Consider the following 25566-nt stretch of genomic DNA (forward strand, 5'->3'; position numbering starts at 1 on the left):
CCGCGTGCGACCACAGGCCCCGACCGCAACGGCTCGCCCGAACGGGGGATGAACAATCCCATCGAGCGAGAGCGGAGCATACAGAGGTCATACATGTGGCTACTCAGGGGTATGGCCGATGTCCGGATTGCCCCGAAAGAAGGGTGAACGCCAAGAGAATGATCTTGGGCGGGTAGATGACGGGATTCGAGGGAAAGAAACCAACGAAAACCTCGCGGATGGAGGTACCGCCGCTCCGCCGACCGCTGTTGAATTGGACCAGACCATTCACTGGCGATTGGAGTCCTTCATGACGCGACGGCACCTCCGCCGGGGGTTGTCCCTGGTGGCCGGGCTCACCGTGGCCGGGGCACTGCTCCCGGCCGCGAGCAGCGCGGAGACCCAGGAAGCGCGGGGTGTTCCGCTCGGCGAGCTGACCGCCACGGCGACCAAGGTCGCGTCCGGGCTGGTGAACCCGACCGCGATCACGGCGCTCGACGACGGGAGCGGCCGGATCCTCATCGTGGAGAAGCGAGGGGTCGTCCGGGCTTACCACCCCAAGACCGGACTCGCCGCCAAACCGGTCCTCGACATCAGCGACAAGGTGAACGGCGCGGACGTCGAACGCGGACTGCTCGGGCTCGCGATCGCCAAGGACCGGCGCGCCTACGTCGCGTACACCCGCAAGTCCGACAGCGCGGTGACGTTGTCCCGCGTCCGGTTCGACACCGGGGAGCTCACCGAGCTGATCACGCAGCCGCACGCCGAGTTCCCCAACCACAACGGCGGCCAGCTGGCGTTCGGCCCGGACGGCTACCTGTACTGGGGGATCGGCGACGGCGGCGGAGGCGGCGACCCGCTGGCCAGCGGGCAGCGGCTGGACACGCTGCTGGGCAAGATCCTGCGCGTCGACGTCAACCGCGCGTGCCGTCCGCTGAAGTACTGCGTGCCGCCGGGCAACCCGTTCGTCGGCGTCGCGGGCGCGCGGGCGGAGATCTGGTCGTACGGGCTGCGCAATCCCTGGCGGTTCTCCTTCGACCCGGCCGACGGCTCGCTGTGGATCGGCGACGTCGGCCAGGGCCGCTTCGAGGAGGTCGACCACCTCGCCAAGGGCAAGGGCGGCGCGAACTTCGGCTGGTCCTGCAAGGAGGGGCCGGTCGTCTTCGACGAGACGCGGTGCAAGGACGGCGTGACCTACACCGAACCGGTCTTCCACTACATCTCCGGCGCGGAGGGCTGCGCGGTGATCGGCGGGCACGTCTACCGCGGCCGGAAGTACGCCTCGCTGGTGGGCGGGACCTATCTCGCCACCGACTTCTGCCAGGGAACGGCCTGGGCCGTCCGCAAGAAGGCCGACGGCACTTATGAGAGCGCCAAGATCGGCCAGTTCCCGCTCGACGCCACCACGTTCGGCACCGATCAGAACGGCGAGCTGTACCTGGCCGACGAGACGCCGGGCGGGCTGCACCGGATCTCGTTCGCGCGCAAGGGCTGAACCGGCTTCCCCTGCCGCGTCCGCCCGGCGCGGCAGGGGACCTGATCGTGTTTCATCAAGTTTTCATCCTTCCTCCCTAGCTTGGGTTCGTTCGATGAATTCAGTGATGGAGGGCGACGTGGAGCAATCATTCCCACCCGGAGGCGCGCAGTGGCCGCCGCCGCAGGGCTGGGTCCCGCAACCGGTACCGGCGCCGCCCGCCCGGAAACCCCGGTGGCCGCTGTTCGCCGGGATCGCCGGGCTGGTGGTGGTGCTCCTCGCGGGTCTGACGACCTGGTTGCTGTGGCCCTCGAACGCCGGCCGTGAACCCTTCGAGCAGGCACTGGCCGGGCTTTCCTCGGCGCCCGCCGTCCGGAACAGCACCTCCGCGGTCGGCGGGATGATCGAGACGGACGTCAAGACCACGGCGTACGGCGAGACGTCCGGCACGATGTCCTTCCAGGGCAAGAAGATCGAGATCCTCGTCGTCGGCGGGAAGGTGTTCTTCAAAGCACCCGACGGGATGCTGCCCGGGGCGTCCACGGACTCGGCCGAGGAGCTCAAGGACCGGTGGATCACCGGTGAGGACGAGCTGTTCGGCCCGGTCCTGCAGCAGTTCGAGTCCCCGGAGAAACTCGCGACCCGGTTGCGCGAGGCGCTGGAGCGGGCGGACGAGATCACCGAGGGCCCGAGTATCCGGGACGTCCCGGCGCTCAAGGCGAGCACGCCCGCCGGCGACCTGTACGTGTCGAAGGAAGCGCCGCACCGGCTTCTCCGGTACTCCGTGAAGATGCCCGGCGGCATGCCTTCCCTGCCCGGCGCGGGTTCGCGGCCACAGCCGCCGTCGGGTGCCGGTCTTGGTGACTCCGATGTGGACGCCTTGTCGCCGCAGGAGACCGACGCCGTCTACGAAGAACTGACGTCGAACACCAAGAAGCTGACCGGCGCCGTCAATACCGGTGTGCGGTTCGACATGGACGGCGCGGCGACGGTCGCGTGCAGTGCCTCGGGCTGCACGGTGACCGCGAACGTCTCGAGTTCCGCTTCGGCGAGCGGCGGGAAGGTCACCGGTCAGGTCAACGCCACGATGACCGCGAACGTCACCATCGGCGGCCGCTCGGCGGGCAGTTGCCGGAACACGGCCACGCTGCCGATGAACGGCTCCGGCTCGATCAGCTGCGTCAACGGCGGGGCCGGCGGTGTCTTCTCGGCCGTCGAGGCGGAGAAGAAGGCGGACGCGGAAGCGCGGTCGCGGGCGTCGGGCGGCGTTCCGGTTCAGTACCAGATCGAGAGCATCGCCTCGGTTTCCGTGCTGGCCGAAGCGATCGGGCAGGTCGAGATCACCCGGCTCGTGGACGAGCTGGGACAGCGGCGGTCCCAGCTGGGCGGCAAATAAAGAAACAGCGCCGGGCGAACGGCTTCGATGCCGCGCGCCCGGCGCTTTCGCGTCCCGTCTGTTCGGGTCAGTCCGTACCGGATTCGATCGCGGCGTGGTCGAGCAGTTCGTCCTCGCCCGAGGCCTTGCCGCGCGAGGCGATCGCCTGCGCGCCGCCCGCGTCCATCGCCCCGATCAGGCCGGTAGACGCGGCCTGCGCGGCGCCGATCAGCGTCGGGTGCCCGCCGCCGACCATGCCGAGCCCGGCGTACTGCTCGAGCTTGGCGCGCGAGTCCGCGATGTCGAGGTTCCGCATGGTGAGCTGGCCGATCCGGTCCACCGGGCCGAACGCCGAGTCCTCGGTGCGCTCCATGGACAGCTTGTCCGGGTGGTAGCTGAAGAACGGGCCGGTGGTGTCGAGGATCGAGTAGTCCTCGCCGCGACGCAGCCGCAGGGTGACCTCGCCGGTGACGGCCGCGCCGACCCACCGCTGCAGCGACTCGCGCAGCATCATCGCCTGCGGGTCCAGCCAGCGGCCTTCGTACATCAGCCTGCCGAGGCGGCGGCCCTCGTTGTGGTAGCTGGCGAGGGTGTCCTCGTTGTGGATCGCGTTGACGAGCCGCTCGTACGCCGCGTGCAGCAGCGCCATGCCCGGCGCCTCGTAGATACCGCGGCTCTTGGCCTCGATGATCCGGTTCTCGATCTGGTCGGACATGCCGAGCCCGTGCCGTCCGCCGATGGCGTTGGCCTCCAGGACCAGGTCGACCGCGGTGGCGAACTCCTTGCCGTTGATCGTCACCGGGCGGCCCTGCTCGAAGCCGATCGTGACGTCTTCGGCCGCGATCTCGACCTCGGGGTCCCAGAACCGGACGCCCATGATCGGGTTCACGATCTCGATGCCGGTGTCGAGGTGCTCCAACGACTTGGCCTCGTGCGTCGCGCCCCAGATGTTCGCGTCGGTGGAGTAGGCCTTCTCAGTGCTGTCCCGGTAGGGCAGGCCGTGGGCCTGCAGCCACTCGGACATCTCCTTGCGGCCGCCGAGCTCGCTGACGAACGCGGCGTCCAGCCACGGCTTGTAGATCCGCAGGGACGGGTTCGCGAGCAGGCCGTAGCGGTAGAACCGCTCGATGTCGTTGCCCTTGAAGGTGGAGCCGTCGCCCCAGATCTGGACGTCGTCCTCGAGCATCGCGCGCACCAGCAGGGTGCCGGTGACCGCGCGGCCGAGCGGGGTCGTGTTGAAGTAGGTGCGGCCGCCGTTGCGGATGTGGAAGGCGCCGCAGGACAGCGCCGCGAGACCTTCCTCGACCAGCGCGGCCTTGCAGTCGACGGCGCGCGCGATCTCGGCGCCGTAGGCCTTCGCCCGGCCGGGGACCGACGCGATGTCGGGCTCGTCGTATTGGCCGATGTCAGCGGTGTAGGTGCACGGCACTGCACCCTTCTCGCGCATCCACGCGACCGCTACCGAGGTGTCGAGGCCGCCGGAGAAGGCGATCCCGACGCGTTCGCCGACAGGCAGAGAGGTGAGTACCTTGGACATGATGGAAGTATATGCATAGGAGTGTATGACCATGCAAGCCGGGGTGAGCGGCGCAACTCGGGTGGGTGGTCGCCTGGGTCGTGAGTGGCGATTCGGGTTCTAACCCGAATCGCCACTCACGACCCAGGCGACCTGTCCGCGGGCCCGGCCGCCTCGAATACCCGGCATGGAGACTTCGCGGGCCGCTCGGCAACCACGCCTTCCCTTCTTCGGGGCGGCGCTCATCGGGGTCGTGGCCCTCGCCGCGGCCTTGGCGGCCGGCCATCTGGTGGCCGGGTTCATCAGCGCCAACGCCTCGCCGTACCTCGCGGTCGGCAACGGGGCGATCGATCTGACGCCGGTCGGGTTGAAGGATTTCGCGGTCCGCACGTTCGGCGTCTACGACAAGCTCGTGCTGCTCGGCGGGATGGCCGTGGTGATGGTGCTCGCCGCCGCCGTGGCCGGAATCGCCTCGCGCCGGTCACCCGTTCCAGGCATCGTGCTGATCGCCGCCTTCGGCCTGCTGGGCGGGCTCGCCGTGGCGCTGCGGCCCGACCTCTCGCCGGTCGCGCTGCTCGCGCCGCTGGCCAGCCTGATCGCCGGGGTGGGCGTCTTCCTCTGGCTGCATCGCCTGGCCTCGGCCACTCCCCAGACCGAGGTCGCGGGCGCATCACGCAGGTCGGTGTTGCTGGCCGGAGCGGGTGCCGTCGTGGCCGCAGGGGCGGCGGGGGCCGGAGGTCAGCTCCTCGCAGGCACGCGAGACGCGGAGTCTTCGCGGACGGCCGTCGGGCGGCTCGTTCCCGCCGAGCCGGCGCCGCCCATTCCGGCCGACGCGGATTTCGCGAAACTCGGCACGCCGACGTTCCTCACCTCGAACCGCGACTTCTACCGCGTCGACACGGCGCTGTCGGTGCCGCAGGTCCGGGCCGAGGACTGGAGTCTCCGGCTGCACGGCATGGTGCGTGAGGAGAAACGGTTCAGCTACGACGACATCCGCGACCGGCCGCTGATCGAACGCACGATCACCATGACCTGCGTGTCCAACGAGGTTGGTGGGACGTACGTGTCCACGGCGAATTTCATCGGCGTGGACCTCGGGGACCTGCTGCGGGAGGCCGGGATCCTGCCCGGTGCCGAGCAGATCTTCTCCACCAGCGTCGACGGCTGGACCGCGGGCAGCCCGGTCGTCGCCGCGCTCGATCCGGAGCGGGGCGCGATGCTCGCGATCGGGATGAACGGGGAACCGCTGCCGGTGGAACACGGTTTTCCCGCGCGCATGGTCATCCCCGGTCTCTATGGCTACGTTTCGGCGACGAAATGGGTCAAGGACCTGGAGATCACCACGTGGAAAGCGCGGCGCGCGTACTGGCTCGATCGCGGCTGGGGTGAACAGGCCCCGATCAAAACGCAATCCAGGATCGACAGTCCGAAAGGTTTCGAAACAGTACCCGCCGGCAAGGTCCGGGTCTCGGGTGTCGCCTGGGCGCAGCACACCGGGATCGAGCGGGTCGAAGTCCGGCTCGGCGCGAACGGAAGCTGGCTGCCCGCAACGCTTTCCCGTGAGGTTGGGCTGAACACCTGGCGGATGTGGTGGACCGAATTCGATGTTCCGGCGGGCAGCCATCAGGTCACCGTCCGGGCTGTCGACAAATCCGGTTACACCCAGACCGACGCGCGCGCCGGAACCGTCCCCGACGGGGCGACCGGCTGGCATGTCATCAGTTTCACCGCACGGTGATCGGCGTCACTCGAATGGGTGGCAATCCGATTTCACCGTGGTTCCGAATACCCGGTAAGAGTCCGAAAAACAAATGGAGTGATTTTCCGTGAGCAAGCTTCGCGTCGCAGGAATCGGTTTCACCGCGGTCACCGCGCTGGCCCTGGCCGCCTGCAGCAGCAACGACAGCGCTTCGTCCGGCAGCTCCAGCAGCGCCCCCGCGCCCGCCCCGTCCTCGTCGATGTCGGCCCCGATGTCCAGCGCCGCTTCCGGTGACGGCGTCACCACCAACGCCGACGTGTTCGGCCCGGCCTGTTCGCAGCTGCCGCAGGGCAGTGCGCCGGGTTCGCTGGACTCGATGGGCCCGCAGCCGGTCGCCAGTGCCGCCTCGACCAACCCGCTGCTGACCAAGCTGGTCGCCGCGGTGAAGGCCACCAACCTGGTGGACACGCTCAACAGCCAGCAGGCCATCACCGTGTTCGCTCCGGCGGACCCGGCCTTCGAAGCCTTGGGCGAGGCCAAGTTCACCGAACTCGCCGGCAAGCCGGACCAGCTGGCGCCGATCCTGCAGTACCACGTCGTCGGCAAGCGTTACGACGCCAAGGGCCTGGAGTCCGCCAAGTCCGTGGAGAGCCTGAACACCGCGGGCGGCCCGGTCAAGATCGAGGGCTCCGGCGAGAACATGACCGTCAACGGCGCGAAGATCCTGTGCGGCAACATCCCCACCAAGAACGCCACCGTCTTCGTCATCGACAAGGTACTGACCCCGGGCACCAACAAGAACTAGGTCCCCACCCCGCGATCGCGGTGGCCATGCCTCACGGCACGGCCACCGCGATCCGCGTTTCAGGGAACGAGCGCGGCGGCGTCCACATCGGTCACCACGAGCCGCAGACTCGCGTTCTCCCAAGGGGTTCCGGCCAGCACAGCACGCAACGTGGCCCCGGCGACCTCCGTGAGCGGCGGGATCGGCACCTCCAGCGCGACCACGCGGATCTCGACGACGTTCTCGGAGATGTCGACGGCCATCACGTCGAGATCCCACGGCACCGCCGACGCGGCGGCCGTGGTCGACGGCGTGGCCGCGCGCAGCCCCGGTATCTCGCGGAGGGCGCTGAGCAGCGAAGCGGTCAGTTCGGAACGTGCGGTCACAACAGTCCTCCACGGATTTCGATGTCCAAAATGGACACCGAGACGGCGGACGGGGTGAGCCCGGTCGCCTCGGTGACCGCCTTGCCCACGGCCCGCTGCACCGCCTGCGCGGTCGCGGCGGCCTGGTCCAGGCCGGAGAGCGAAAGGTCGATCTCCACCCGGACGTCCGGCGGGTCGTGCTCGACGAACGCGCGGACCCCTTCCGTGGGCGCCGGTTCGAGGCCCTTGATCCGCTGCCGAGCGATCCTGGTCAGCGAACCGGCCAGCCCGCGCAGCCCGGGTTCCAGGCGTACCACGCCGGGGACCCGGGCCGCGGCGTGCGCGGCGACCGCCGCGATCACCGGCGGGGCGATCACCGTCTCGACCAGTTGCCGGGCCGTGGCCTGCTCACGCGTCATAGAGGTCCTCCACCACCAGATCGAGCCGGGCCAGGCGGACGCCGACCCTGGCACCCGCCGCCGCGGTGACCCGCTCACGGACGACGTCCAGCGAGTCACCCTCGAAATCATGCGCGATCGCCAGGCTCAGCTCCACGTTCACGGCCAGCGGGTCGGCGATGTCCGGTGCGGGCAGGACCCGGCAGCGCCGCGCGCGGACGCCGTCGACGGAGTCCGCAGCGAACCGCAGCACGGCCGCCACCGCCTGATCGCTCACCTGGACCTCGCCCGGCTCCGGGCTCGCCAGCGGCACCAGATCGCGACGCCGCACCTCGGCGCGGATCGCGGACATGATGCGGCCGGTGAGATCCGGCGACGGCTCGGCGTCGTCGTCGGCCAGTTCCCTGGTCAGCCCGCGCAGCACCAGCAGGCTTTCGCGGGTCGCCCGGCAGTGCGGGCAGTCGAGTTCGTGCGCGTCCGCCCGGCCGGCGTCGACCTCGTCGAGCCGTTCCCAGACCTGTTCCACATCACGGCCGCACGGCAGCAGGTAGTCGCGGGTCGCGTGGTTCATCGCCATGGCGCCATCACCTCCGCCAACTGTGCTCGTGCTCGCGCGATGCGTCCGCGCACCGCGGTGGTGGTCGCCCCGATCGCCTTCGCGATCTCCTCGTAGGAGCGACCGTGGACCTCCCGCAACAGCCAGCAGGCCCGTTGCTCGGCGGTCAGCTGGTCCAGCGCCCCGGTGAGCGCCGTCATCTGCGCGCTCGTCTCGGCCGCGCGATCCGGACGGCCCGCCGAACCGGTGGACTCCTGCTGGTCCAGCTCGACGTCGGCCACCGGCTTCCTGGCGCGGATCACGTTCAGGCACCGGTTGGTCGTCATCCGGTAGAGCCAGCCGACGAACGCCGCGTCCTCCTGCAGCTGGTCGAGCCGCCGCCAGGCGATGAGGAACACCTCCTGGACGACGTCTTCGGCGTCGCCCTTGTTCCCCAGCATCCGCAGCGCCAGCCGGTACATCGGCCCCTGGAACCGCAGGACGAGCTGCTCGTACGCGCGGATCTCGCCGTCGCGGGCGCGCGCCACCAGCGTCGCGTCGTCCAGCACCGTTTCGCCGGCCGCGAGCGGCTCTGTTCTCGCCGAAGTCGTCATCGAGCGCACCTGTGCAGCGCCGTCATGCCGAAGCTCCCTTCACCCCACCCGGACAGGTGGTCACCCTTCAAGACACCGCTTCCCCGGAAACGTCACGCGGGAAACCCGATCCAGCCGACCACGGCACGGCGGATCGCGCACGCCGAAGCCGGGTGGTCAGCCCTGCCGGGCGAGTGCGGGGTACTCGTCGAGGGTGATGTCGGTGGCGAACCTGTCGGTCACCCACAGCATCCCGCGCAGCAGGAACCGGCGCTTGAACATCTGGTCGCGCAGTTTGATCCGCAGCGGGGTCGGCGGCGCGAGGAACGGCCCGGCGTTGGCGTTGCGGGCGATCTTGGCGTAACCACGGAACTTCTCGTCGTACCGGCGGAAGGCGAGTTCGTGGTCACCGTCCGCCGCGGCGAGTTCGCCCGCGATGACGTACGCGGCCACCACGGCGAGCCCGGTGCCGAAGCCGCCCAGCGTGTTGCCGTACGCCGCGTCGCCGAGCAGCGCGACGCGGCCGGTGGAGTAGCCGTCCATCGTCACCCGGGCGATCGAGTCCAGGTAGACGTCGTCCGCGCGCTGCACCATCTCCATCAGCTCGGGCAGCCGCCAGCCACCGCCCTCGAACGCGGTGGTCAGGATCTCCTTCTGCCGTCCGGTGTCGTATCGGTCGTAACTGATTTCCGGGGAGGCGAACACGAAGAAGGCGGTCGCCTTGGGTCCGCCGGTGGCGGCCATGCGGCCGGGCTCGTTGTACATCACGGCCGGGCCGCCGTCGGTTTCGCCGGTCTCGACCAGGGCGTAGTAGTGGCCGAGGTGCTGCACGTAGTCGGCTTCCGGGCCGAACGCCAGCCGTCGCACGGTCGAGTGAATGCCGTCGGCGCCGAAGACGAGGTCGAACCGCCTCGGGGCTTCGCGCTCGAAGGTGACGTCGACGCCGTCGGGGGTCTCGGTCAGCGAAGTGATCGAGTCGCCGAAGACGTACTCGCAGTCCGCCGAGGTCCGGTCGTACAGGATCCGGGCCAGATCGCCGCGCCGGATCTCGACGTCGCCGCCGGTGAACTCACCGGGCAGGACGGCGAGCGGCCGCCCCTCGGCATCGACGATGGTCTGGTCGAGCCCGCCGGTCTGCTGCCGCTCGATCTCGCCGAGGATGCCCATCTGCTCGAGGACGGCGCGGTGGGTGGCGCCCTTGAAATCGACCGCCTGGCCACCGCTGCGGAGTTCCCGCGACCGTTCGACGACGGTGACCGCGTAGCCCTGGCGGGAGAGCCAGAAGGCGAGCGCGGGACCGGCGATGCTGGCGCCGGAGATGAGGACTGTCTTGTTCGTCATGGCAGGAGCTTCACGGCCGGCGTTGACGAAGCGCTGACAGTCCGCTGACCGCTCCTCGTCAGCTCCAGCCGGGGAGCGGAAGGGTGAGTTGCCCAGGGGCTTCCGGCGGCGCCGTCTCGTAGCGCGGGGGTGTCGCCGACAGCCCGATCGGGTTGCGGGTCAGCCGCACGGAGGTGCCGTCGGGTCGCGGCAGATCGACCGTCGGGTTCAGGCCGAGCCGTTCGGCCAGCGCGAACGCGCCCGCGACGTCGTTGACCTCCCCGGCGGGAACGCCCGCCGCGCTCAGCTCCGCCGCCCACTCGGCCGCGGGACGTTTGCCGAAATGGTCTTCGAGGAGCGCGCGGAGCCCAGTCCGGTGCGCGACCCGCGCCGGATTGGTCGCGAACCGGCTGTCCTCCGCGAGTTCCGGCAGGCCGATGACCTCGCACAGCGCCGCGAACTGCCGGTCGTTGCCGACGGCGAGCGCGAGTTCGTGATCGGCGCAGGGGACGAGTTCGTACGGGGCGATGCTGGGATGCCGGTTGCCCATCCGCGCCGGGACCGTCCCGCCGGAGGTGTAGGCGCTGCCCTGGTTGACCAGGGCGGCGAGCAGGCTGGACAGCAGGTCGATCTCGACGCGCTGTCCCTGTCCGGTGCGGTCGCGGTGGCGCAGGGCGGCGAGGATGCCGACGCTCGCGAACAGCCCCGCCAGGACGTCGACGAGCGCGACGCCGACCTTCTGCGGTTCACCCGCCGGGTCGCCGGTGATGCTCATCAGCCCGCCGACGGCCTGGATGAGCAGGTCGTAACCGGGCAGCGCGGCGCCGCCGCCCGAGCCGAAACCCGTGACGGAGCAGAGGACGAGGCCGGGGTTCGCCGCCAGCAGCACCTCCGGGCCGAGGCCGAGGCGCTCCATCACGCCCGGCCGGAAGTTCTCGACCACGACGTCGGCCTCCAGCGCGAGCGCGCGGGCCTGGGCGAGGTCGTCCGGATTCCCGAGGTCCAGCGCCACACTCGTCTTGTTCCGGTTCACCGACTGGAAGTACGTCGCCTGCCCGGCCGCGTCGTAGGGCGGGCCCCAGCTGCGGGTGTCGTCGCCCGTGCCCGGCCGCTCGACCTTGATCACCGTCGCGCCGAGGTCGGCCAGCAGCATGGTGGCGAACGGGCCGGCGAGCACCCGCGAGAAGTCGAGGACGCGAAGCGGGCCGAGTGCGGTTTCGGACATGGCCCGACCCTAAGTGGCCGCTGCCGTCCTCGAAGTTGTGATCGCGCTCACGAATCCAATGCTTTCCTCTAGGTACCTACTATCCCCAGGAAGGTAGCTTCGGTCGCGTCAACGCAACGTGATTCGAGGAGAGACCATGATCGTGGTGACCGGAGCGACCGGGAACGTGGGACGGCTGCTGGTGGAAACCCTTGCCACGTCGGGAGAAGAGGTGACGGCGGTGTCTCGCCGGATCTCGGCGGCGGACGTGCCCGACGGCGTGCGGACAGTGCAGGCCGACCTCACGAGGTCCGACGGATTGAAGCAGGTCTTCGACGGCGCGGATCGGATTTTCCTGCTGACCTCGGGGGAATTCATGGCGGCGGGCGGCGACGTCGCGGAAATCGTCGCGGCGGCCGGGGGAGCGGGGATCGTGCTCCTGTCCTCCCAAGGAGTCGGGTCCGGACGGCACGCGCCCGCGTTCGAAGAGGCGGTCAAGGCGTCGAGTCCGGAGTGGACGGTGCTGCGTCCGGGTGGTTTCGCGTCGAACGCCTTCCAATGGGCACCGTCGGTCCGGGCCGACCGGGTGGTCGCCGCCCCGTTCGGCGACGTCGCCTTGCCCGTCATCGACCCGGCGGACATCGCCGACGTCGCGGCGGCCGTGCTGCGCGAACCCGGCCACCACGGCCGGACCTACGTGCTCACCGGACCCGAACCGATCTCGCCCCGGCGGCAGGCGGCCGACCTCGGCGAGGCGCTGGGCGAGCCGGTGCGGTTCACCGAACTGAGCGAGGACGAGGCCCGCGCCGCGATGTCGGAGTTCATGCCACCGGTGGTCGTGGAGGCCACGCTCTCGATCCTCGGCGCGCCCACGGAGGACGAACTGCGGGTCAGCCCCGACGTCGAAAAGGTGCTCGGCCGGCCGGGACGCACGTTCGCCGAATGGGCGGCGCGGAACGCGGCGGCGTTCAAATGAGCGGGAGGGCTCGATGAGAAAGTTCTCATCGAGCCCTCATCGGCGGCTCACCCGGTCCGGGCAGCCTGGGGGTATGCGAGTCCGAATCATCGTCCTGACCGGGGTCGCCGCCGTCGTGGTGGCGGCCACCGGCACGTTCGCCGTCATCGCGGCCACCGCGGTCTCGCCGCCCGATCTCGGCCCCGCCGTGGTCGCCCCCGCGGGCCGGGCCGTCTCCGGACCGGGGGAGGCGGGCGCCCCGCCCGCCGTCGTCCCGCCCCGGCTGGCCGGGCACGACGACGACGTCGATGATGACCCTGATGACGCCGATGACCACTTCGACCTCGACGACTGAGCGGGGCCGATGAGCGCCCGCGCCCGGATCCTCGCGTGGGTCCTGCTGGTCGTGCTGCTCGCGCTCGCCGGTTCGCTGCTGGCGACCCGGACCGTCCTGCACAACCAGCTGGACCAGCGCCTCGACAACGAGATCGCGCACGAGACCGGCAAACTTCGAGCCTTCCTGGCGTCTCCGGATGCCCGTCCGGCCGGGCAGCCCGCCACCGTCGAAGCGGTCCTCGGCCGCCACTTGGAACGGAATCTGCCCGAGAAGTACGAGACGTTCTTCTCGATCAGCGACGGTGCCGCGTCGAGGCGGAGCGCGATCGAGCCGCCGGTCCGCCTCGACACGGACCCGAAATTCGTCGCCGAACTCTCCAGGGCCACGAGCCCGGCGTACGGCACGGTCACCACCGCGGTCGGATCCGCGCGCTACGGCGTCGTCCCGGTGACCATCGAGGGCTCGCCGGGCCGCGGCGCGCTGGTGATCGTCGAGTTCGTCGACCATGCCGCGGGCGAGATCAACGACGTCGTCGGCGTGATGGCCGCGATGTCGGGGGCGGCGCTGGTACTGGCCGGGCTGATCGGCTGGCTGGTCGCCGGCCGCATCCTCGCGCCGGTCCGGGAGGTGCGCCTGGCCGCCGAGCAGATCGGCGAGACCGATCTTTCCCGCCGGATCGAGGTCCGGGGCTCGGATGACGTCGCCGCGCTCGGCCGCACCTTCAACACGATGCTGGACCGGCTCGAAAGCGCCTTCGCCGGGCAGCGTGACTTCATCGACGACGCCGGGCACGAACTGCGCACGCCGATCACGATCGTCCGTGGCCATATCGAGCTGATGGGCGAAGATCCCGAGGAGAACGCGGCGACGCGACGGCTGGTCCTCGACGAACTCGGGCGGATGCAACGGATCGTGGACGATCTGCTGGTGCTCGCCAAATCCGGCGACCCCGGCTTCCTCGCGCCCGGTGAGACCGACCTCGCCGATCTCACCGTCGAAACCCTGGCCAAATCCCGTCCGCTGGCCGACCGTGTCTGGCGGCTCGACGCGGTGGCCGAGGTGAAGGTCCGCGCGGACGGGCAACGGCTCGCGCAGGCGCTGCTGCAGCTGGTCTCCAACGCGGTCCGGCACACCGCACCCGGCGACGAGATCGCCCTCGGCTCCGAGGTGACGGCGACGACGGCGCGGCTCTGGGTCCGTGACACCGGCGAGGGTGTCCCGCCGGATTCGAGGAGCCGGATCTTCGAACGGTTCAAACGCGGCAGCAATTCCAGCGGCGACGACGGAGCCGGGCTCGGCCTGGCGATCGTCGCCGCGATCGCCGAAGCGCACGGTGGCCGGGTGCTGCTCGACACCGTGCCCGGCGAAGGAGCGACGTTCACCATGGAGATCCCCGTCGCGGAAGGTGCGGACCGGTGACCAGCGTGCTCGTGGTGGAGGATTCCGCCAGGATCGGTGCCTTCGTCGAGAAAGGCCTGCGGGCGCAGGGTTTCGCGACCCGCTGGGTCAAGACCGGGTCCGAAGGGCTGACCGAGGCGTTGACCGGCGCGCACGACCTCGTGGTCCTCGATCTCGGTCTCCCGGACCTCGACGGCTCGGATCTGCTGCGGGCGCTGCGCGCGGCGGGCCGCACGGTGCCGGTGATCATCCTGACCGCGCGAGACAGCGTCGTCGACCGGGTCGCCGGGCTGTCCGGCGGTGCCGACGACTATCTCGCGAAACCGTTCGCCTTCGAGGAACTGCTGGCGCGGATCCGGTTGCGGCTACGGGGAAATCCCGAAGCCGAGCCGGCTGTGCTGCGGGCCGGGGACCTCGCCCTCGACCTGCGCACACGGCGGGTTTCGGTGGCGGGGGAGGAGAAGGACCTCACCGCCCGCGAGTTCGCGCTGCTGGAGACGTTGCTGCGCAACCGCGGCCAGGTGCTGTCCCGCGAGCAACTGCTCGGCGGGGTCTGGGGTTTCGATTTCGATCCGGGCTCGAACGTGGTGGACGTCTACATCCGTTACCTGCGCGGGAAGATCGGCGCCGAGCGGATCGAAACCGTGCGGGGGATGGGCTACCGGCTCGGTGAGTCCTGATGAGACTGTTCTCATCGCGATCTCACGACGGTCTCTTTCTCGGGCGCCACAGTGGTTTCCATGACCACGACACTGCTTCATCTCACCGTCGACCTCGTCGCCGCCGTGATCCTCGCCTACGGTATCTACGCCCGTCGCCATCATCGAGGTGACCTCGCGTGCGCCTATCTCGCGCTGAACGTCGGAGTCTGCGTTTCGGTCGCCGTGCTGCTTTCCGTGTCGACCGCGAGCGCGCTCGGGCTCGGCCTTTTCGGGGTACTGTCGATCATTCGGCTGCGATCCGATTCGATCAGCCAGCAGGAGGTCGCGTACTACTTCGTCGCGCTGGTGCTCGGCCTGGTGAACGGGCTGCCGTCCGCGGACTGGCGGATCATCGCCGTCTTCAACGTGCTGTTGCTGGCCGTCATGTACGTCGCCGACCACCCGTCGCGCACTCGTGGTCCGCAGCGGCGGACGGTCGTGCTCGACACCGTGTATCCCGACGAGCAGACGATGCTGATGGAGCTGCGCGCGCGGCTCGGCGGAACGGTCGTGCGGCACAGTGTGTCCGAAGTGGACTATGTCCGCGAGGTCACCGTCGTCGACGTCCGGTTCCGGCCGGGCACCGCCACCGTCGTCCACGGCGCTCCGGCGGGGCACCGGTGAACGGGCGCGGTACGGCCACCGTCGCCGCGGTGGCGAAGAGGCTTCCTTCGCTGTCGCTGGCCGAAGTCGTCGCCACGAGCGGGCTGATGAGCCGGACGGACCGCAAGTACGTCCTGCCGCTCAACGACTTCCTTGCCGTCGCCGACGTGCTGTCGCTCCGCTGCCTGGAAATCGGCGGGCAACGGGTGTTCGGCTACTCGTCGACCTATTTCGACACACCGGATCTGGCGATCTTCCGCGCGCACCGGCAGGATCGCCGTCGCCGGTTCAAGATCCGCACGCGGACCTACACCGACTCGGCCGACACCTACTGCGAACTCAAGGTCAGCGGACGACGCGACGAAACGGTCAAGGTCCGCCGCCCGCATCCGGTCGAGGCTGCGCACGGCCTGACCACGCCCGCGCTGACGTTCCTGGACGACGCCCTCACCGCCGCCTACGGCCGCCCCGCGCCCCGGCCGCTGCTTCCCGCGCTGGTCACCGACTACCGGCGGACCACCCTCGTCACCGCCGACACGCGGATCACCTGCGACACGTCGCTGATCTGGCGCTCCGGCGCGCGGAGCCTGGCGGCGGGGGACGACCTGGTGCTGCTGGAGGTGAAGTCGGCGTCCGAGCGCAACAGCGTCACCGAGGCGCTGGCGAAACTACGGATCCGGGAGCAATCGGTGAGCAAGTACTGCGCGGGCCTCGTGGCACTGGGGCTGGCGACCGGCGGGAACCGGTGGCGACCGGCGCTGCGGCGACTCGGGGTGGCGTAACGATCGCGGCGCGGCCGCCGACCCTTGCCTTCGGGTTCCGAGCGAGGGAGGACGAACATGAGGACCAGGGAGAAGGCCGCGCTCGCCGTGGCGGGGCTGGCCGTCGCCGCGGCCGGGGGCACGGTGTTCGCCGGGACGTCCGGCGCCGTCGGCCCGTCGCCGGCGCCGAGCGTGCAGGCCGCGGAGACGTCGTGCGTGACCGACGGCGCCGGGATGTGCACCGTGCAGCACACGCTGGGCGCGGTCCCGGCGGTGGTGGTCGTCTCGGCGAACACGCCGGGACAGTTCAACGCGTACATGCTGAACACGGTGCAGGGTTCGTACACGGCGACCACGTTCAAGGTGCGGGCGATGTTCGACCAGACCACGCCGAAGGTCGGCGGGGCGATCTGGTTCAGCTATGCGGCCTATGGCGCACCGATCGTTCAGCCGACCAGTTCGAGGACGTTCCCGCCGGCGTCCACACCCACCACACCCGAGCCGCCGGGTCGTTGACCGTCCAAATTGGACTGGCAATCGACTACCGCGGCGGCCGGTCGTCCAGCTCGTCGGCCAGGATCGCGTCGATCCGGAGACCGGCTCGCCGCAGTACCCGGATGCTCGCCCTCAGTGACAACACGATGCCGATGACGACCACGACACCGAGCCCGATGGCGACCGGATTCGCCACGAGCGCCTCCCTGCCCGACGGGCCCGGACGGCGAACCGCCCGGCGCTGGTCCCTGAAACCTAGACGAGCCGGCTTTGCCCGGCGCCGGAAACCAGCTGATCGGCCTAGGCGATCGGGGCAGGTGAACGCTGTGATAGCTTGGAGCGAACTGGGACTTCTGTGCGTTCGCAAACCCGCTGTTCGGGCGGGGACGGCTCCCGCGGAGGTGTCAGGGCACCGTTGGGGCCGGTAGCTCAGTTGGTTAGAGCAGGGGACTCATAATCCCTTGGCCGTCGGTTCGAGCCCGACCCGGCCCACCATATCGATATCGTTGCCGACCTGTGGGGATATTGGCCCTTCGGCGGCAATTTCGCCTTGGCGCTAATCGCGGCTGGTCTCCGTTTGCTCCGGTGTGCCGATAGTAGAAGAAGCGCTCCGCGGAGCCGGTTGGTGGCGTAGCAGACTCTTTGCTTCGTCGTCACAACCGCTTCGGTGGGGGCTTCAGTGGGACCGGGGGTATCGTGTCGCGGTTTTCGACCGCGAGGTGGGTGCGACGAGGAAGAACCCGGCGTGCTCGGCGCCCCCGGACGTGGTCGACGGCGGCCTTCACGATCGCCGCGAGAATGGATCGACGTCGGGTTCGGTTTGCGAGAGCGGACGATCCCGCCGAGTACTCCACAGCGCGTCGCCACGCAGAGGTATCTGAGGGGGTAGCGGGCCAAAAGCCAGGACCAGCCGCGCGGTCGGTGACCGTGCTGATCTGGTCGGCGGCATCGCGTTCCATGCAAGAATGACTACTGTTCGCTGTCGGCGCTGTTTCGCATCTGGGTTAACAGTGCGTCCACTCTTTCAAGCTCGGGATGCTCTTCCCCCAGGACTCTGAGCATGTCTTCGCGCAGTTGCTCCACCATTTCAAACACGTCCCGGGTCGGTCCGGCATCAGCTTTTCCGATCGCCAAATCAAGCCGAGCTGCCAGGGTCTCGGGATGATCGGGGCCGAGCTCGCGTTCTATGGCCGCGACCAGTACCTCGTCGAGTCTCTTCATCCTGGGCGTATTTCGGGGGTAGACCCCAGGAGTACGACTCGATTCGCGTGGCGGAGGGGGCATCCACCGCTGGTGCTGCCCAGATTGCTGTCGTGTCGATGACTCCTGTCCCCTCACTGGGAGGTCGTTGTAGTAGGTGACGTTGGCTCCCTCGGAGGTTGTGGCGCCGTCGCCTCCGAGAGTCCCACTGGATGAGGAATCTGCGATGCGACGGACAGCTTCAGGGGTCTGGCGTCCGAGCCTTTCGTCCAGCACGATGCGCAGCTGTGCGGCAGCGATCTGTTCCTCCGTGAAATGTTGTGGCTGATTCACGCCGCCGACCCTCCTCCTTCGTAGGTTTCGCGCGCCAACTCGTCCAAAAGCGTGTCAAGTACACGCCCTTGGAACACGTCTAGCAAGGCAAGCTCGTCTGCTTGCGCGAGTTCTGACTGCGCCAGCTTGGTCAGAAGTTTCAGTCCGGCAACGCGCTTCACCGGCGCATCGTCCACGGCAAGCTCTGCCGCCCAGGTGAACCGACGCCACCACTCCTCGCGCCGTGCTGCCCGCTCTCGCTGCTCGGTCGCCCGGTCGTTCGCTCGGGCACCCAGGCGTGCGCCCACGAAGGCGCCCGAGGTCGCGAGAACGCCGACCAGGGCGGTCACGCCGATTTGCCACCCGTTCACCGCTAGGGATCCCCTCCCCGTAGCTAGGCGGCACACACTACCGAAGGGGCGAGTGATATACCGGGCCGCGATCGTCACAGACAACTCGCACGGGGGCGGGGGCCTGATCACTATGGGCTGGCAAGGGACCCGAAACGACGTGGCTGTGTGTGCCCCGCGCAGATAAGCTCATCCGCCGCCGACGAGGGCGCCGCTGGTCGGTCACGACGTCGGCACCGGCCCGATTGGCCCAGCAAGTCTACGGTGTTTCACGATCGACTGACGGGTGTCAGTCTGTGCTGGAAATGAGGCCGATCCGGTAGGCGAGGACGACTGCTTGAACGCGGTCCCGTAGGTCGAGTTTCGTGAGGATCCGGGATACATAGGTTTTCACCGTCTCGGAGGAGATGACCAGTTCCGCGGCGATTTCGGCGTTGGACAGGCCTGCGGCGAGGTGTTCGAGTACTTCCAGCTCGCGGGCGGTCAGTGTCCGCACGACGGTGTCTCGTGCCGGGCGGGAGGTGTCGGCGGGGCGGAGCCGTTCGGCGAAGTGGCCGATCAGGCTTCGGGTGACCGCGGGGGCGAGCAGGGACTCGCCGCGGGCGATCGTGCGGACGCCGTCGACCAGTTGCGCGGGTGGCGTGTCCTTGAGGAGGAATCCGCTGGCGCCGGCGCGAAGTGCTTCGTAGACGTATTCGTCGACGTTGAACGTGGTGACGACCAGTACCTTCACCGGTGCTTCGACGCCGGGGCCGGCCAGCTGGCGGGTCGCCTCGATGCCGTCGAGGACGGGCATGCGGATGTCCATCACGATCACGTCGGGGCGCAACCGCCGCGCTGCCTCCACCGCCGCTCGACCGTCGGCCGCCTCGCCGACGACCTCGATATCGGGCATCGCGGAGAAGATGGTGACATACCCGGTGCGCACCAGTTCCTGGTCTTCGCAGATCAGTACCCGGATCGGCTCGGTCATGCGGGACTCCCTGGAATCATGGCCCAGACACGGAAGCCGTCGTCGTCGGGCAGGCCGCCGGACACCAGGTCCCCGCCGAGCATGCGCACACGTTCCCGCAGTCCGGTCAAGCCCCGGCCACCGGATGGTGTGGCCGTGTCGCCTGCCGTGGGACCGACGGTGATCACCTCGACCTCGATGTGGTCCTTGCCGTGTCGGATCCGGACCTGGGTCGGGTTTCCGGTGGCGTGTTTGAGCGCGTTGGTGAGCGCCTCCTGCACCACGCGGTAGGTCGCCAGCTCCACGTCGACCGACCGCGGTCGTTGCTCGCCCTGCTCGGTCCACTCGACGGGCTGACCCGCCAGCCGGGCCTGTTCGACCAGATCGGCGACCTTTCCCAGGGCCGGTGTCCGGTCCGCTGTCCCGGATTCGCCGGTCGCCTCGAGAATGCCGAGCAGGGTCCGCAGTTCCGTCAACGCCCGGCGTCCGGTGTCGCTGATGGCGCGCAGCCCTGTCCCGGTCCGATCCGGTGCGGAGTCGAGCAGGAACTGCGCCGCGTCGGCCTGGACCACCATCGCGGTCACGTGGTGGGTGACCACGTCGTGCAGGTCCCGGGCGATGCGTGCCCGTTCGGTGGCCGCGGCCACCTCGGCCGCCAGCCGTCTCCGTTCGGCTTCTTCCGCGCGCCATCGGCGCATGCCGGTGCCGGCCAGCCAGATCACCACCAAGACGAAATAGAACGCGAGAAAGTCCGGAAACCGTTGCGGTGAGCCAAGATTGTGCAGTACTACCGCGAGTACCGCATAGCCCGCGGTCAGCGTTGCGGCAAGCGCCCGGCGGAACCGCGTCAGGTGCGCGCCGGCGGCGTACAACGCGAGGAGGATCCCCACCTTGCCGAACGTGTCCGGGTAGCCCAGCACCTGACCGATCGCGAACGCGGTACCGATGATCGACAGGCACGCGGCTGGCATGCGGGTGCGTACCGCGAGCGGCAGGCACATCGCCAGCGTCAGCGCCGCACCGATGCCGCCCGTCTCCCGCCGGGGGAGATCGCCGATCTCCGGGCCGATGTGGGCGACGGTCGGCGCGAAGGCCAGTACGGTCAGCGTCGCCGCCAATAGACTGTCTTTTGTGGACGATGGGAGGTCGCGCCACCCGCTGAGTGCGGTGCTGAGGCGGGATGCCGCTCCGGCAAGCATTCGGCGAGCTTAGCGCCGCCGCATGGGCACGAGGTTGCCGCGTTTGTGAGCGGCGACGAGCATGGGCACGGCGAGCAGCAGGCTCACGACGACGGGGACGATCGATCCCTCGATGCCGAACTGGCCACCGGTCACCAACTCCGGGCCCATCGGTCGGGTGATCAGCAAACCCGGCGACGCGTGACCAGAGACCGGGAGGCCGAGCAGCCCGACGGTGGTGTTCCAGGCGAAGTGCAGACCCACGGCCGCCCAGATGCTGCGCAGCCACAGGAAAGTGGCGCCCAGCAGGACACCGGCCTCGACGGCGATCGCGAACCCGGTCCACAGCGTGGCACCGGGGTTGGCCAGGTGGATGGCACCGAACAGCACCGCGGTGCTCGCCAGCGCGAACCAGCTGCCGCCCAGCCGTTCCAGTCCCTGCAGCAACAGGCCGCGGAAGAGTAGTTCCTCGGTCACCGCCGCACCGAGTTGCACCGCCATGATGCTCATGACGGTCACCACGGCGCTACCAGGCGCCCAGGTGAACGAGAACTCGGTGATCACTATGAGCATCGACACGGCGATGAACAGGAAGCCGAGCCCGATGCCGAGGAACGCCAGGCTGCCTGCCCGGGTCTTCGCGATCTCCGGTGTGCTTCGCCGTGCGACGTAGCGCATCACCGCCCAGTAGACGGCGACTGCGGCCACCGCGCCCACGGCCGCCAGCACCGGCGGTCCACCCGAGGACAGCGCCGACACCCCGCCGACACCGACTATCCCGGCCAGCGTCCAGACGAGCGGGAACCGCAAAATGCGCCCCGCTCGCCCAGGCTGATGATCTGCCGCTGCGATCGGACTCGTGTGCATGGTGTCCTCCAGAAGAACCACGGCCGCACGGCTGCGCGACCCGACGGAAACGCTAGAAGCGCACCGACATCAGCGAATCACCATTGAGCGGACGATCCGAGTAGCTCTCACGGGGGACCGATCTTGTCGGGACATCACGTGCGGCCGCCGTCGCAGCGGGTTGCGCGCAGCGCGGGTTTCTCGAGGCCTCGGTACGGCCGCTCGCCAGCCGGCGCAGCTTGTCCCGGGATACGCGGAGCCGCCGAGCAGCCGTTTGCCCAGATTCGGTAGCACGTCGCACCGGATTCGCGCAGGCCTCCGCGACGTGCACGGCGTTCCCGACCACCGCTCGGTCGAAGATGCTGTTCCTGCTTGTCGCGTAGATAGACGTGCTCTCGAACTGCGGCCCTGCTGGAGTCGGCGCTCGCCCCCGCGGTTTCGCTCGGGTCGAAGCTGGAGCAGGTGCGTCGGAGCGCGAGTTGGTCGTAGGCATTGCCGGCGTGCAGCTTGGCGGGCCTTGCGGCGTCGCGGGCCGCGCTGGGAGTTGACTGCGGGGATCGCCATCACCAGGGGTTCGAGCGCGAGCGAGTCATGAGTGTTCGCGGCGGAGATCCCGACCGTGAGCGGAAGGCCAGCACGGTCGGACTGGACGTGGACTTTCGAGCGGGCTTACCTCTGCCGACAGGGCTGAGGTCGGGTCGGCAACCAGCTGGTTAAGAGCCAGCGACCCTCCGTGTCGGATGGTGCCGAGTGATGTCGAACAAGACCTTTTCGTCTGGTCGCAGCGTGTCCGCGGTGTCGGGGTACGTCGCCTGGTGTCGGACTGTTTCGGACCTCTCGGGCTCGCAGATGCCGGGTTCTGTCGCCTGGTCCAGCCGCCTTGGATGGCTGGATTGCCGGGTGGTGTGAACGATGATGTTGGAGGGGCGGCGCGATCCGGTTGTGTCGGCTGTGAGCACGATGGTGGCAACCGTGGTCGGGTTGACGTTTCTCTTCGGGTTCGGCAATGTCTTCGTACTCGCTCTCGGGCTTGGTGTCCCGGTGTGGGTCGCGCCCCTTATGTGCAACGGTTTAGGATTAGGTTCATAAGGCGCCAGCGGAAGCATTCTTCTTCCACATCGTATTGCTGGGATTCGAGCCAGGACCGATAATCGGGCGAGATGGTCGCCAGGATGCCTGCCACGTCCCCGTTCTCGGCCATCGCGAGCAGTTCTTGGATTCCCGACGCGATGCGCTGCCCGAGGTTCTCGTCGGCGCTGGACGCGGCCCGTGCGTAGAAGGCGGGGCCGTCCGGTGAGCTCCGGACGAGGAGAGGCGGCCTGTCCTCGGGGAATTTGGCCACCGCGTGCCAGGGACATTCCACGGTGACCACCCCGGAGCACCACTGCATGAAGCTCAGTGGGTCGGCGTGCTCCGCTTCCCAGCCCCAGTCCGCGACACATCCACAGGTGTGCGCCATTGGAGTCCAGCTGATCGCGTCGTTCAGGTCTCCGAGCCTCAGAGGGTTCACGGTTACGATCGTCTGACTGTCTGTCCCGGGCACTGCTGCGAAGAATATGTCGGCCACTAGGTCGCCTGCCTCACGTGCCTTGGTCAGCCACTCGAGCGCCTGCGCGGTGTCACCGTGCTCGTGAAGGTAGATCGCGTAGCGGCCCATGGCCAGCGGATGCCCTTCCGACGCGGCCCTCTTGAACCATGTGCCCGCTTCGCTGCTTTCCTCCAGTTCATCCAGCGTCAGACCTACGTAGAGCATGGCCTCGGCTTCGCCCGCCTCCGCGGCCGGCCGGAGCCAGGTCAAGGCGAGTTCGTGCTCGCCTTCATGCCAGACCAAGGTGCCGAGGGCCAGCATCGCGTCCTGGCGTCCCAGGTTCGCGGCGCGCTGAAGCCAGGTCTTCGCTTCGTCGGAGCGCTCCTGCGACAGGTAGATCTCGCCGAGGCATAACGCCGCGCTCGCATACGTGGTCGTGAGACCTACGCGGAACCTCCCGATCGCGGCGTCGGTTGCCCCGATCGGCATTGCCATGTGGTGGAGATCAGCGCCTGCGAACGCGCGGCCCGCCTCGGCTGCCTCGTGCAGACATTCACAGGCTGCGTCTAGATCTCCTTGATCGCGCAACATGCAGCCGAGGAAGAGCTTGCCCGCGCCGTTGTCCCCGGCTTCCGATGCGGCTTCGTACCAGTGCCGCGCCATCTGATAGTCGCCGCCGTCCTCCAACATCTGACCGAGACCGACCATGGCGCGCGGCACGCCGGCCTCCGCGCCCCGACGGATCCAGGCGTTCGCCTCGTCGGTCCGGCCGAGCTGCTGTAACGCGGCTGCGAGGGGCGCCATCGCTTCGTTGTCGCCGGCCTCGACCGCACGGTGGTACCAGGTGGCTGCGCCCTCGTCGTCGCCGTCGTCGTGGCGTGCCAACCCCAGGGCAGCCATGGCGGAGGTGTCACCAGCCTCCGCGAGACGGCTCCACGCGGCTTCCGCGTGATCGCGATAGCCGCAAGCACTAGCGAACATCCCAATCGCCATGGACGCCTCGTGATCCGCATGCGCCGCCAAGACGCCCCAGGGCTTGTCCGGGGACTGTCCACGCTCGCCGTAGCGCCGCGCCGCTCGGTGCGTGAGGATATCGGCTGCCTGGTAGCCATCGAGTTCTCCGACGCGGCGCGCCATCGGGACGAGTGGGGCGACGTCCCCGCGCACCGGACGCAGCGCCCATTGGAGCGCCGAGTCGAACCAACCGGCGGATGCCGTGGCCCGCTGCGCGCTGGTCAGATACTCCGCGGCCAGCGACCGCAGAAGACCAGGCGGGACGACCGCAGGGTGACCGCACAGTCGCGCCTCGACGGCAGCGGTGATGACGGCTGCGCCCACCGGGTCGCTGGGCCGCTCCCAGCGGCGGATCAACTCAGGCGCGCATGCCAGGCACGATGGAATCGCCGCGTCCGCCGAGCGTTCGATCGCCTCGCGGACGCGGGGATCTTGTTCGCCAACCGTTGCCGCCCGCCGGTACTCAGACTCTGTGAAGGCGGAGGCGAGATCGAACCTGATGGCAAGGCGGAGGATCGCGGCGGCGTCGGCGTTCAGATCCAGCGCATGCTCCGTGACGGGCGGGACGCAAAAACGGTCAAAATCTGCAGGCCACATAGTCCCGATGACAAGAAGAGGACCGCTCTGCTCCGCGAGAATCTTCCGGATGGCTCGCAGACTCAGCGCGCCGGAATCCAGATAGTGGGTTAGCTCGTCGAGCCAGATGACCGATCGGTCCAGCGGGATTCCAGAGAGCAGCAACTCGTCGAGGTCGCCCGCCGTCGGCGGGATGATCATGCGCCAGCCGGAAAGTTTGGCGCGCACAGCCTCATAAATCGATCGAGTCTTGCCCGATGCCGACGGCCCTACTACGACGACGAAGCCGCTTCGGCGCGCCGCGTCGCCAACTGCCTTATGGAGTTCGGCGTCCATGTCGCGACGCACATACTCGGGCAGCTGCGCCGACAACGACTCAGGGAGTCCTGACGGGAGCGGCAACGCGGCATGGATACCCAGAAGAGCCCGGTCGACCGGGGAATCGACGATGGGCCACCGTTCCGCCTCGGTGATGAACCACTCGATGAAGTCGCCTCCGGCTTGAGCACCTCGATCGGCTGTGCCCGTCACGGGATCGATCGAGCCGAGCCGAGACCGTACCCATTCCTCATGAGTCCGCTTCATCGCCTCAAGCCGTGAGACCGTCCAGGTGGCGGGATGCGAATCGATGAGCTGATGGTGATAGTTGCAGAGGAGAATCAGGTTCTCGTACTGATTGCGTTCGCGGGACGTGAGCAGGGAGGTCCCACGAGGGCCGTTGGCACTGTCGCCCACAATATGGGCTATCTCGCCCAAGGACGCCACGGGTTCGCTGTCTGTCTGCTTCGCCGTGAGCGCCTTCTTGCAACGGGGAAAAGCGCACATGTCGCCAGAGCGTTGGAACAGCTTGCGCTGTTCCGTTACAGGAACCGCCATTTGACCCCCTGAGAAGCGTTCAGCTAGTGCGGCTAATGCGGTTTCGTCTTCGGCTCGCTACATATATCACCGAGACCGCGCCGCTAGACACTTTACGTGAGTGGCAGCGCAAACGGTCACAGCCCGCTTCGCCGTCGGCGCGTGACCCTGCCAGCTTCATCAGCACGACACCGTTCGATCCCACCCAGGACCTGGCACAACCGCTTCACACCGAACTCGGCGCGATGCTCGGAGATGAACCG

At 68.7% G+C, this 25566-nt stretch carries 25 protein-coding genes, 1 tRNA gene and 1 pseudogene; 12 read left to right on the plus strand and 15 right to left on the minus strand.

Annotated elements, in window-relative coordinates; genetic code table 11:
- Nucleotides 1-289 precede the first annotated feature (289 nt).
- Nucleotides 290-1474 carry a sorbosone dehydrogenase family protein gene (locus ED92_RS26190; RefSeq protein WP_037342942.1) on the plus strand — a complete coding sequence of 395 codons (1185 nt, stop codon included), beginning with the start codon at nucleotides 290-292 and terminating at the stop codon, nucleotides 1472-1474.
- Between the two features lie 118 nt (nucleotides 1475-1592).
- The gene (locus ED92_RS26195; protein ID WP_235213371.1) at nucleotides 1593-2849 is read left to right on the plus strand and encodes an SON protein; all 1257 of its coding nucleotides are present in this window, start codon (nucleotides 1593-1595) and stop codon (nucleotides 2847-2849) included.
- A gap of 67 nt (nucleotides 2850-2916) precedes the next feature.
- On the opposite strand, the gene argG is transcribed toward ED92_RS26195, so the two are convergent.
- Complete coding sequence (argG, locus tag ED92_RS26200; RefSeq protein ID WP_037342945.1) at nucleotides 2917-4365, minus strand: argininosuccinate synthase; 1449 nt, start codon at nucleotides 4363-4365, stop codon at nucleotides 2917-2919.
- A gap of 166 nt (nucleotides 4366-4531) precedes the next feature.
- Here argG and ED92_RS26205 point away from each other — a divergent pair, with 166 nt between their 5' ends.
- Nucleotides 4532-6082, plus strand: a complete 1551-nt coding sequence (locus ED92_RS26205) for a molybdopterin-dependent oxidoreductase (protein ID WP_037342946.1) — start codon at nucleotides 4532-4534, stop codon at nucleotides 6080-6082.
- An 88-nt stretch (nucleotides 6083-6170) separates the two neighbouring features.
- Entirely contained in the window at nucleotides 6171-6848 is a 678-nt protein-coding gene (locus tag ED92_RS26210) for a fasciclin domain-containing protein (protein WP_037342949.1), read from the plus strand.
- A gap of 59 nt (nucleotides 6849-6907) precedes the next feature.
- Here ED92_RS26210 and ED92_RS26215 read toward each other — a convergent pair whose 3' ends face one another.
- From ED92_RS26215 to ED92_RS26240, 6 genes are all read right to left on the minus strand, one after another.
- Nucleotides 6908-7213, minus strand: a complete 306-nt coding sequence (locus ED92_RS26215) for a hypothetical protein (RefSeq protein WP_037342951.1) — start codon at nucleotides 7211-7213, stop codon at nucleotides 6908-6910.
- Nucleotides 7210-7611 carry an Asp23/Gls24 family envelope stress response protein gene (locus ED92_RS26220; protein WP_037342953.1) on the minus strand — a complete coding sequence of 134 codons (402 nt, stop codon included), beginning with the start codon at nucleotides 7609-7611 and terminating at the stop codon, nucleotides 7210-7212. Before ED92_RS26220 ends, ED92_RS26215 begins: the two co-directional genes overlap by 4 nt.
- Nucleotides 7601-8167 carry a hypothetical protein gene (locus tag ED92_RS26225; RefSeq protein WP_037342954.1) on the minus strand — a complete coding sequence of 189 codons (567 nt, stop codon included), beginning with the start codon at nucleotides 8165-8167 and terminating at the stop codon, nucleotides 7601-7603. The genes ED92_RS26220 and ED92_RS26225 overlap by 11 nt, the downstream gene beginning before the upstream one ends.
- Nucleotides 8158-8739 carry an RNA polymerase sigma factor gene (locus ED92_RS26230; protein WP_037342956.1) on the minus strand — a complete coding sequence of 194 codons (582 nt, stop codon included), beginning with the start codon at nucleotides 8737-8739 and terminating at the stop codon, nucleotides 8158-8160. Before ED92_RS26230 ends, ED92_RS26225 begins: the two co-directional genes overlap by 10 nt.
- 156 nt (nucleotides 8740-8895) lie before the next feature.
- Nucleotides 8896-10059, minus strand: coding sequence for an FAD-dependent monooxygenase (locus tag ED92_RS26235; RefSeq protein ID WP_037342957.1), 1164 nt, complete (start codon nucleotides 10057-10059; stop codon nucleotides 8896-8898).
- A 58-nt stretch (nucleotides 10060-10117) separates the two neighbouring features.
- Complete coding sequence (locus ED92_RS26240; RefSeq protein WP_037342958.1) at nucleotides 10118-11263, minus strand: CaiB/BaiF CoA-transferase family protein; 1146 nt, start codon at nucleotides 11261-11263, stop codon at nucleotides 10118-10120.
- A gap of 136 nt (nucleotides 11264-11399) precedes the next feature.
- Between ED92_RS26240 and ED92_RS26245 the strand changes: the two genes are divergently transcribed.
- From ED92_RS26245 to ED92_RS26275, 7 genes are all read left to right on the plus strand, one after another.
- Complete coding sequence (locus ED92_RS26245) at nucleotides 11400-12218, plus strand: NAD(P)H-binding protein (RefSeq protein WP_037342959.1); 819 nt, start codon at nucleotides 11400-11402, stop codon at nucleotides 12216-12218.
- Between the two features lie 73 nt (nucleotides 12219-12291).
- On the plus strand, nucleotides 12292-12552 hold the full coding sequence (locus ED92_RS26250; RefSeq protein WP_037342960.1) for a hypothetical protein: 261 nt from the start codon (nucleotides 12292-12294) through the stop codon (nucleotides 12550-12552).
- A 9-nt stretch (nucleotides 12553-12561) separates the two neighbouring features.
- Nucleotides 12562-13953, plus strand: a complete 1392-nt coding sequence (locus ED92_RS26255; protein WP_037342962.1) for a cell wall metabolism sensor histidine kinase WalK — start codon at nucleotides 12562-12564, stop codon at nucleotides 13951-13953.
- Nucleotides 13950-14612, plus strand: a complete 663-nt coding sequence (locus ED92_RS26260) for a response regulator transcription factor (protein WP_037342964.1) — start codon at nucleotides 13950-13952, stop codon at nucleotides 14610-14612. The genes ED92_RS26255 and ED92_RS26260 overlap by 4 nt, the downstream gene beginning before the upstream one ends.
- Nucleotides 14613-14672: 60 nt before the next feature.
- Entirely contained in the window at nucleotides 14673-15257 is a 585-nt protein-coding gene (locus ED92_RS26265; RefSeq protein ID WP_037342966.1) for a DUF4956 domain-containing protein, read from the plus strand.
- Nucleotides 15258-15286: 29 nt separating this feature from the next.
- Nucleotides 15287-16018, plus strand: a complete 732-nt coding sequence (locus ED92_RS26270) for a polyphosphate polymerase domain-containing protein (RefSeq protein ID WP_037343457.1) — start codon at nucleotides 15287-15289, stop codon at nucleotides 16016-16018.
- A 57-nt stretch (nucleotides 16019-16075) separates the two neighbouring features.
- Nucleotides 16076-16513, plus strand: a complete 438-nt coding sequence (locus ED92_RS26275) for a hypothetical protein (protein WP_037342968.1) — start codon at nucleotides 16076-16078, stop codon at nucleotides 16511-16513.
- 25 nt (nucleotides 16514-16538) lie between these two features.
- On the opposite strand, the gene ED92_RS43040 is transcribed toward ED92_RS26275, so the two are convergent.
- Nucleotides 16539-16688: a hypothetical protein gene (locus ED92_RS43040; protein ID WP_162836900.1), complete on the minus strand. Its 150-nt coding sequence runs from the start codon at nucleotides 16686-16688 to the stop codon at nucleotides 16539-16541.
- A 222-nt stretch (nucleotides 16689-16910) separates the two neighbouring features.
- Between ED92_RS43040 and ED92_RS26280 the strand changes: the two genes are divergently transcribed.
- A tRNA-Ile gene (locus tag ED92_RS26280) sits at nucleotides 16911-16987 on the plus strand.
- A 474-nt stretch (nucleotides 16988-17461) separates the two neighbouring features.
- Here ED92_RS26280 and ED92_RS26285 read toward each other — a convergent pair.
- From ED92_RS26285 to ED92_RS26310, 7 genes and pseudogenes are all read right to left on the minus strand, one after another.
- Complete coding sequence (locus tag ED92_RS26285; RefSeq protein WP_037342969.1) at nucleotides 17462-17713, minus strand: hypothetical protein; 252 nt, start codon at nucleotides 17711-17713, stop codon at nucleotides 17462-17464.
- A 308-nt stretch (nucleotides 17714-18021) separates the two neighbouring features.
- Complete coding sequence (locus ED92_RS26290; protein ID WP_235213372.1) at nucleotides 18022-18354, minus strand: hypothetical protein; 333 nt, start codon at nucleotides 18352-18354, stop codon at nucleotides 18022-18024.
- 289 nt (nucleotides 18355-18643) lie between these two features.
- Complete coding sequence (locus tag ED92_RS26295) at nucleotides 18644-19327, minus strand: response regulator transcription factor (RefSeq protein WP_037342973.1); 684 nt, start codon at nucleotides 19325-19327, stop codon at nucleotides 18644-18646.
- Nucleotides 19324-20424, minus strand: coding sequence for a sensor histidine kinase (locus tag ED92_RS26300; protein ID WP_037342976.1), 1101 nt, complete (start codon nucleotides 20422-20424; stop codon nucleotides 19324-19326). The genes ED92_RS26295 and ED92_RS26300 overlap by 4 nt, the downstream gene beginning before the upstream one ends.
- A 90-nt stretch (nucleotides 20425-20514) precedes the next feature.
- Nucleotides 20515-21294, minus strand: a complete 780-nt coding sequence (locus tag ED92_RS26305; protein ID WP_235213373.1) for a CPBP family intramembrane glutamic endopeptidase — start codon at nucleotides 21292-21294, stop codon at nucleotides 20515-20517.
- Between the two features lie 503 nt (nucleotides 21295-21797).
- Nucleotides 21798-22019, minus strand: a pseudogene (locus tag ED92_RS43165) (IS5/IS1182 family transposase); the annotation flags it as partial.
- 368 nt (nucleotides 22020-22387) lie between these two features.
- A complete protein-coding gene (locus tag ED92_RS26310) occupies nucleotides 22388-25324 on the minus strand; it encodes a tetratricopeptide repeat protein (protein ID WP_152611014.1) in 2937 nt (978 codons plus the stop codon).
- Nucleotides 25325-25566 lie beyond the last annotated feature (242 nt).

The organism is Amycolatopsis sp. MJM2582 (assembly GCF_000754115.1).
GTDB classification, from domain to species: domain Bacteria; phylum Actinomycetota; class Actinomycetes; order Mycobacteriales; family Pseudonocardiaceae; genus Amycolatopsis; species Amycolatopsis japonica.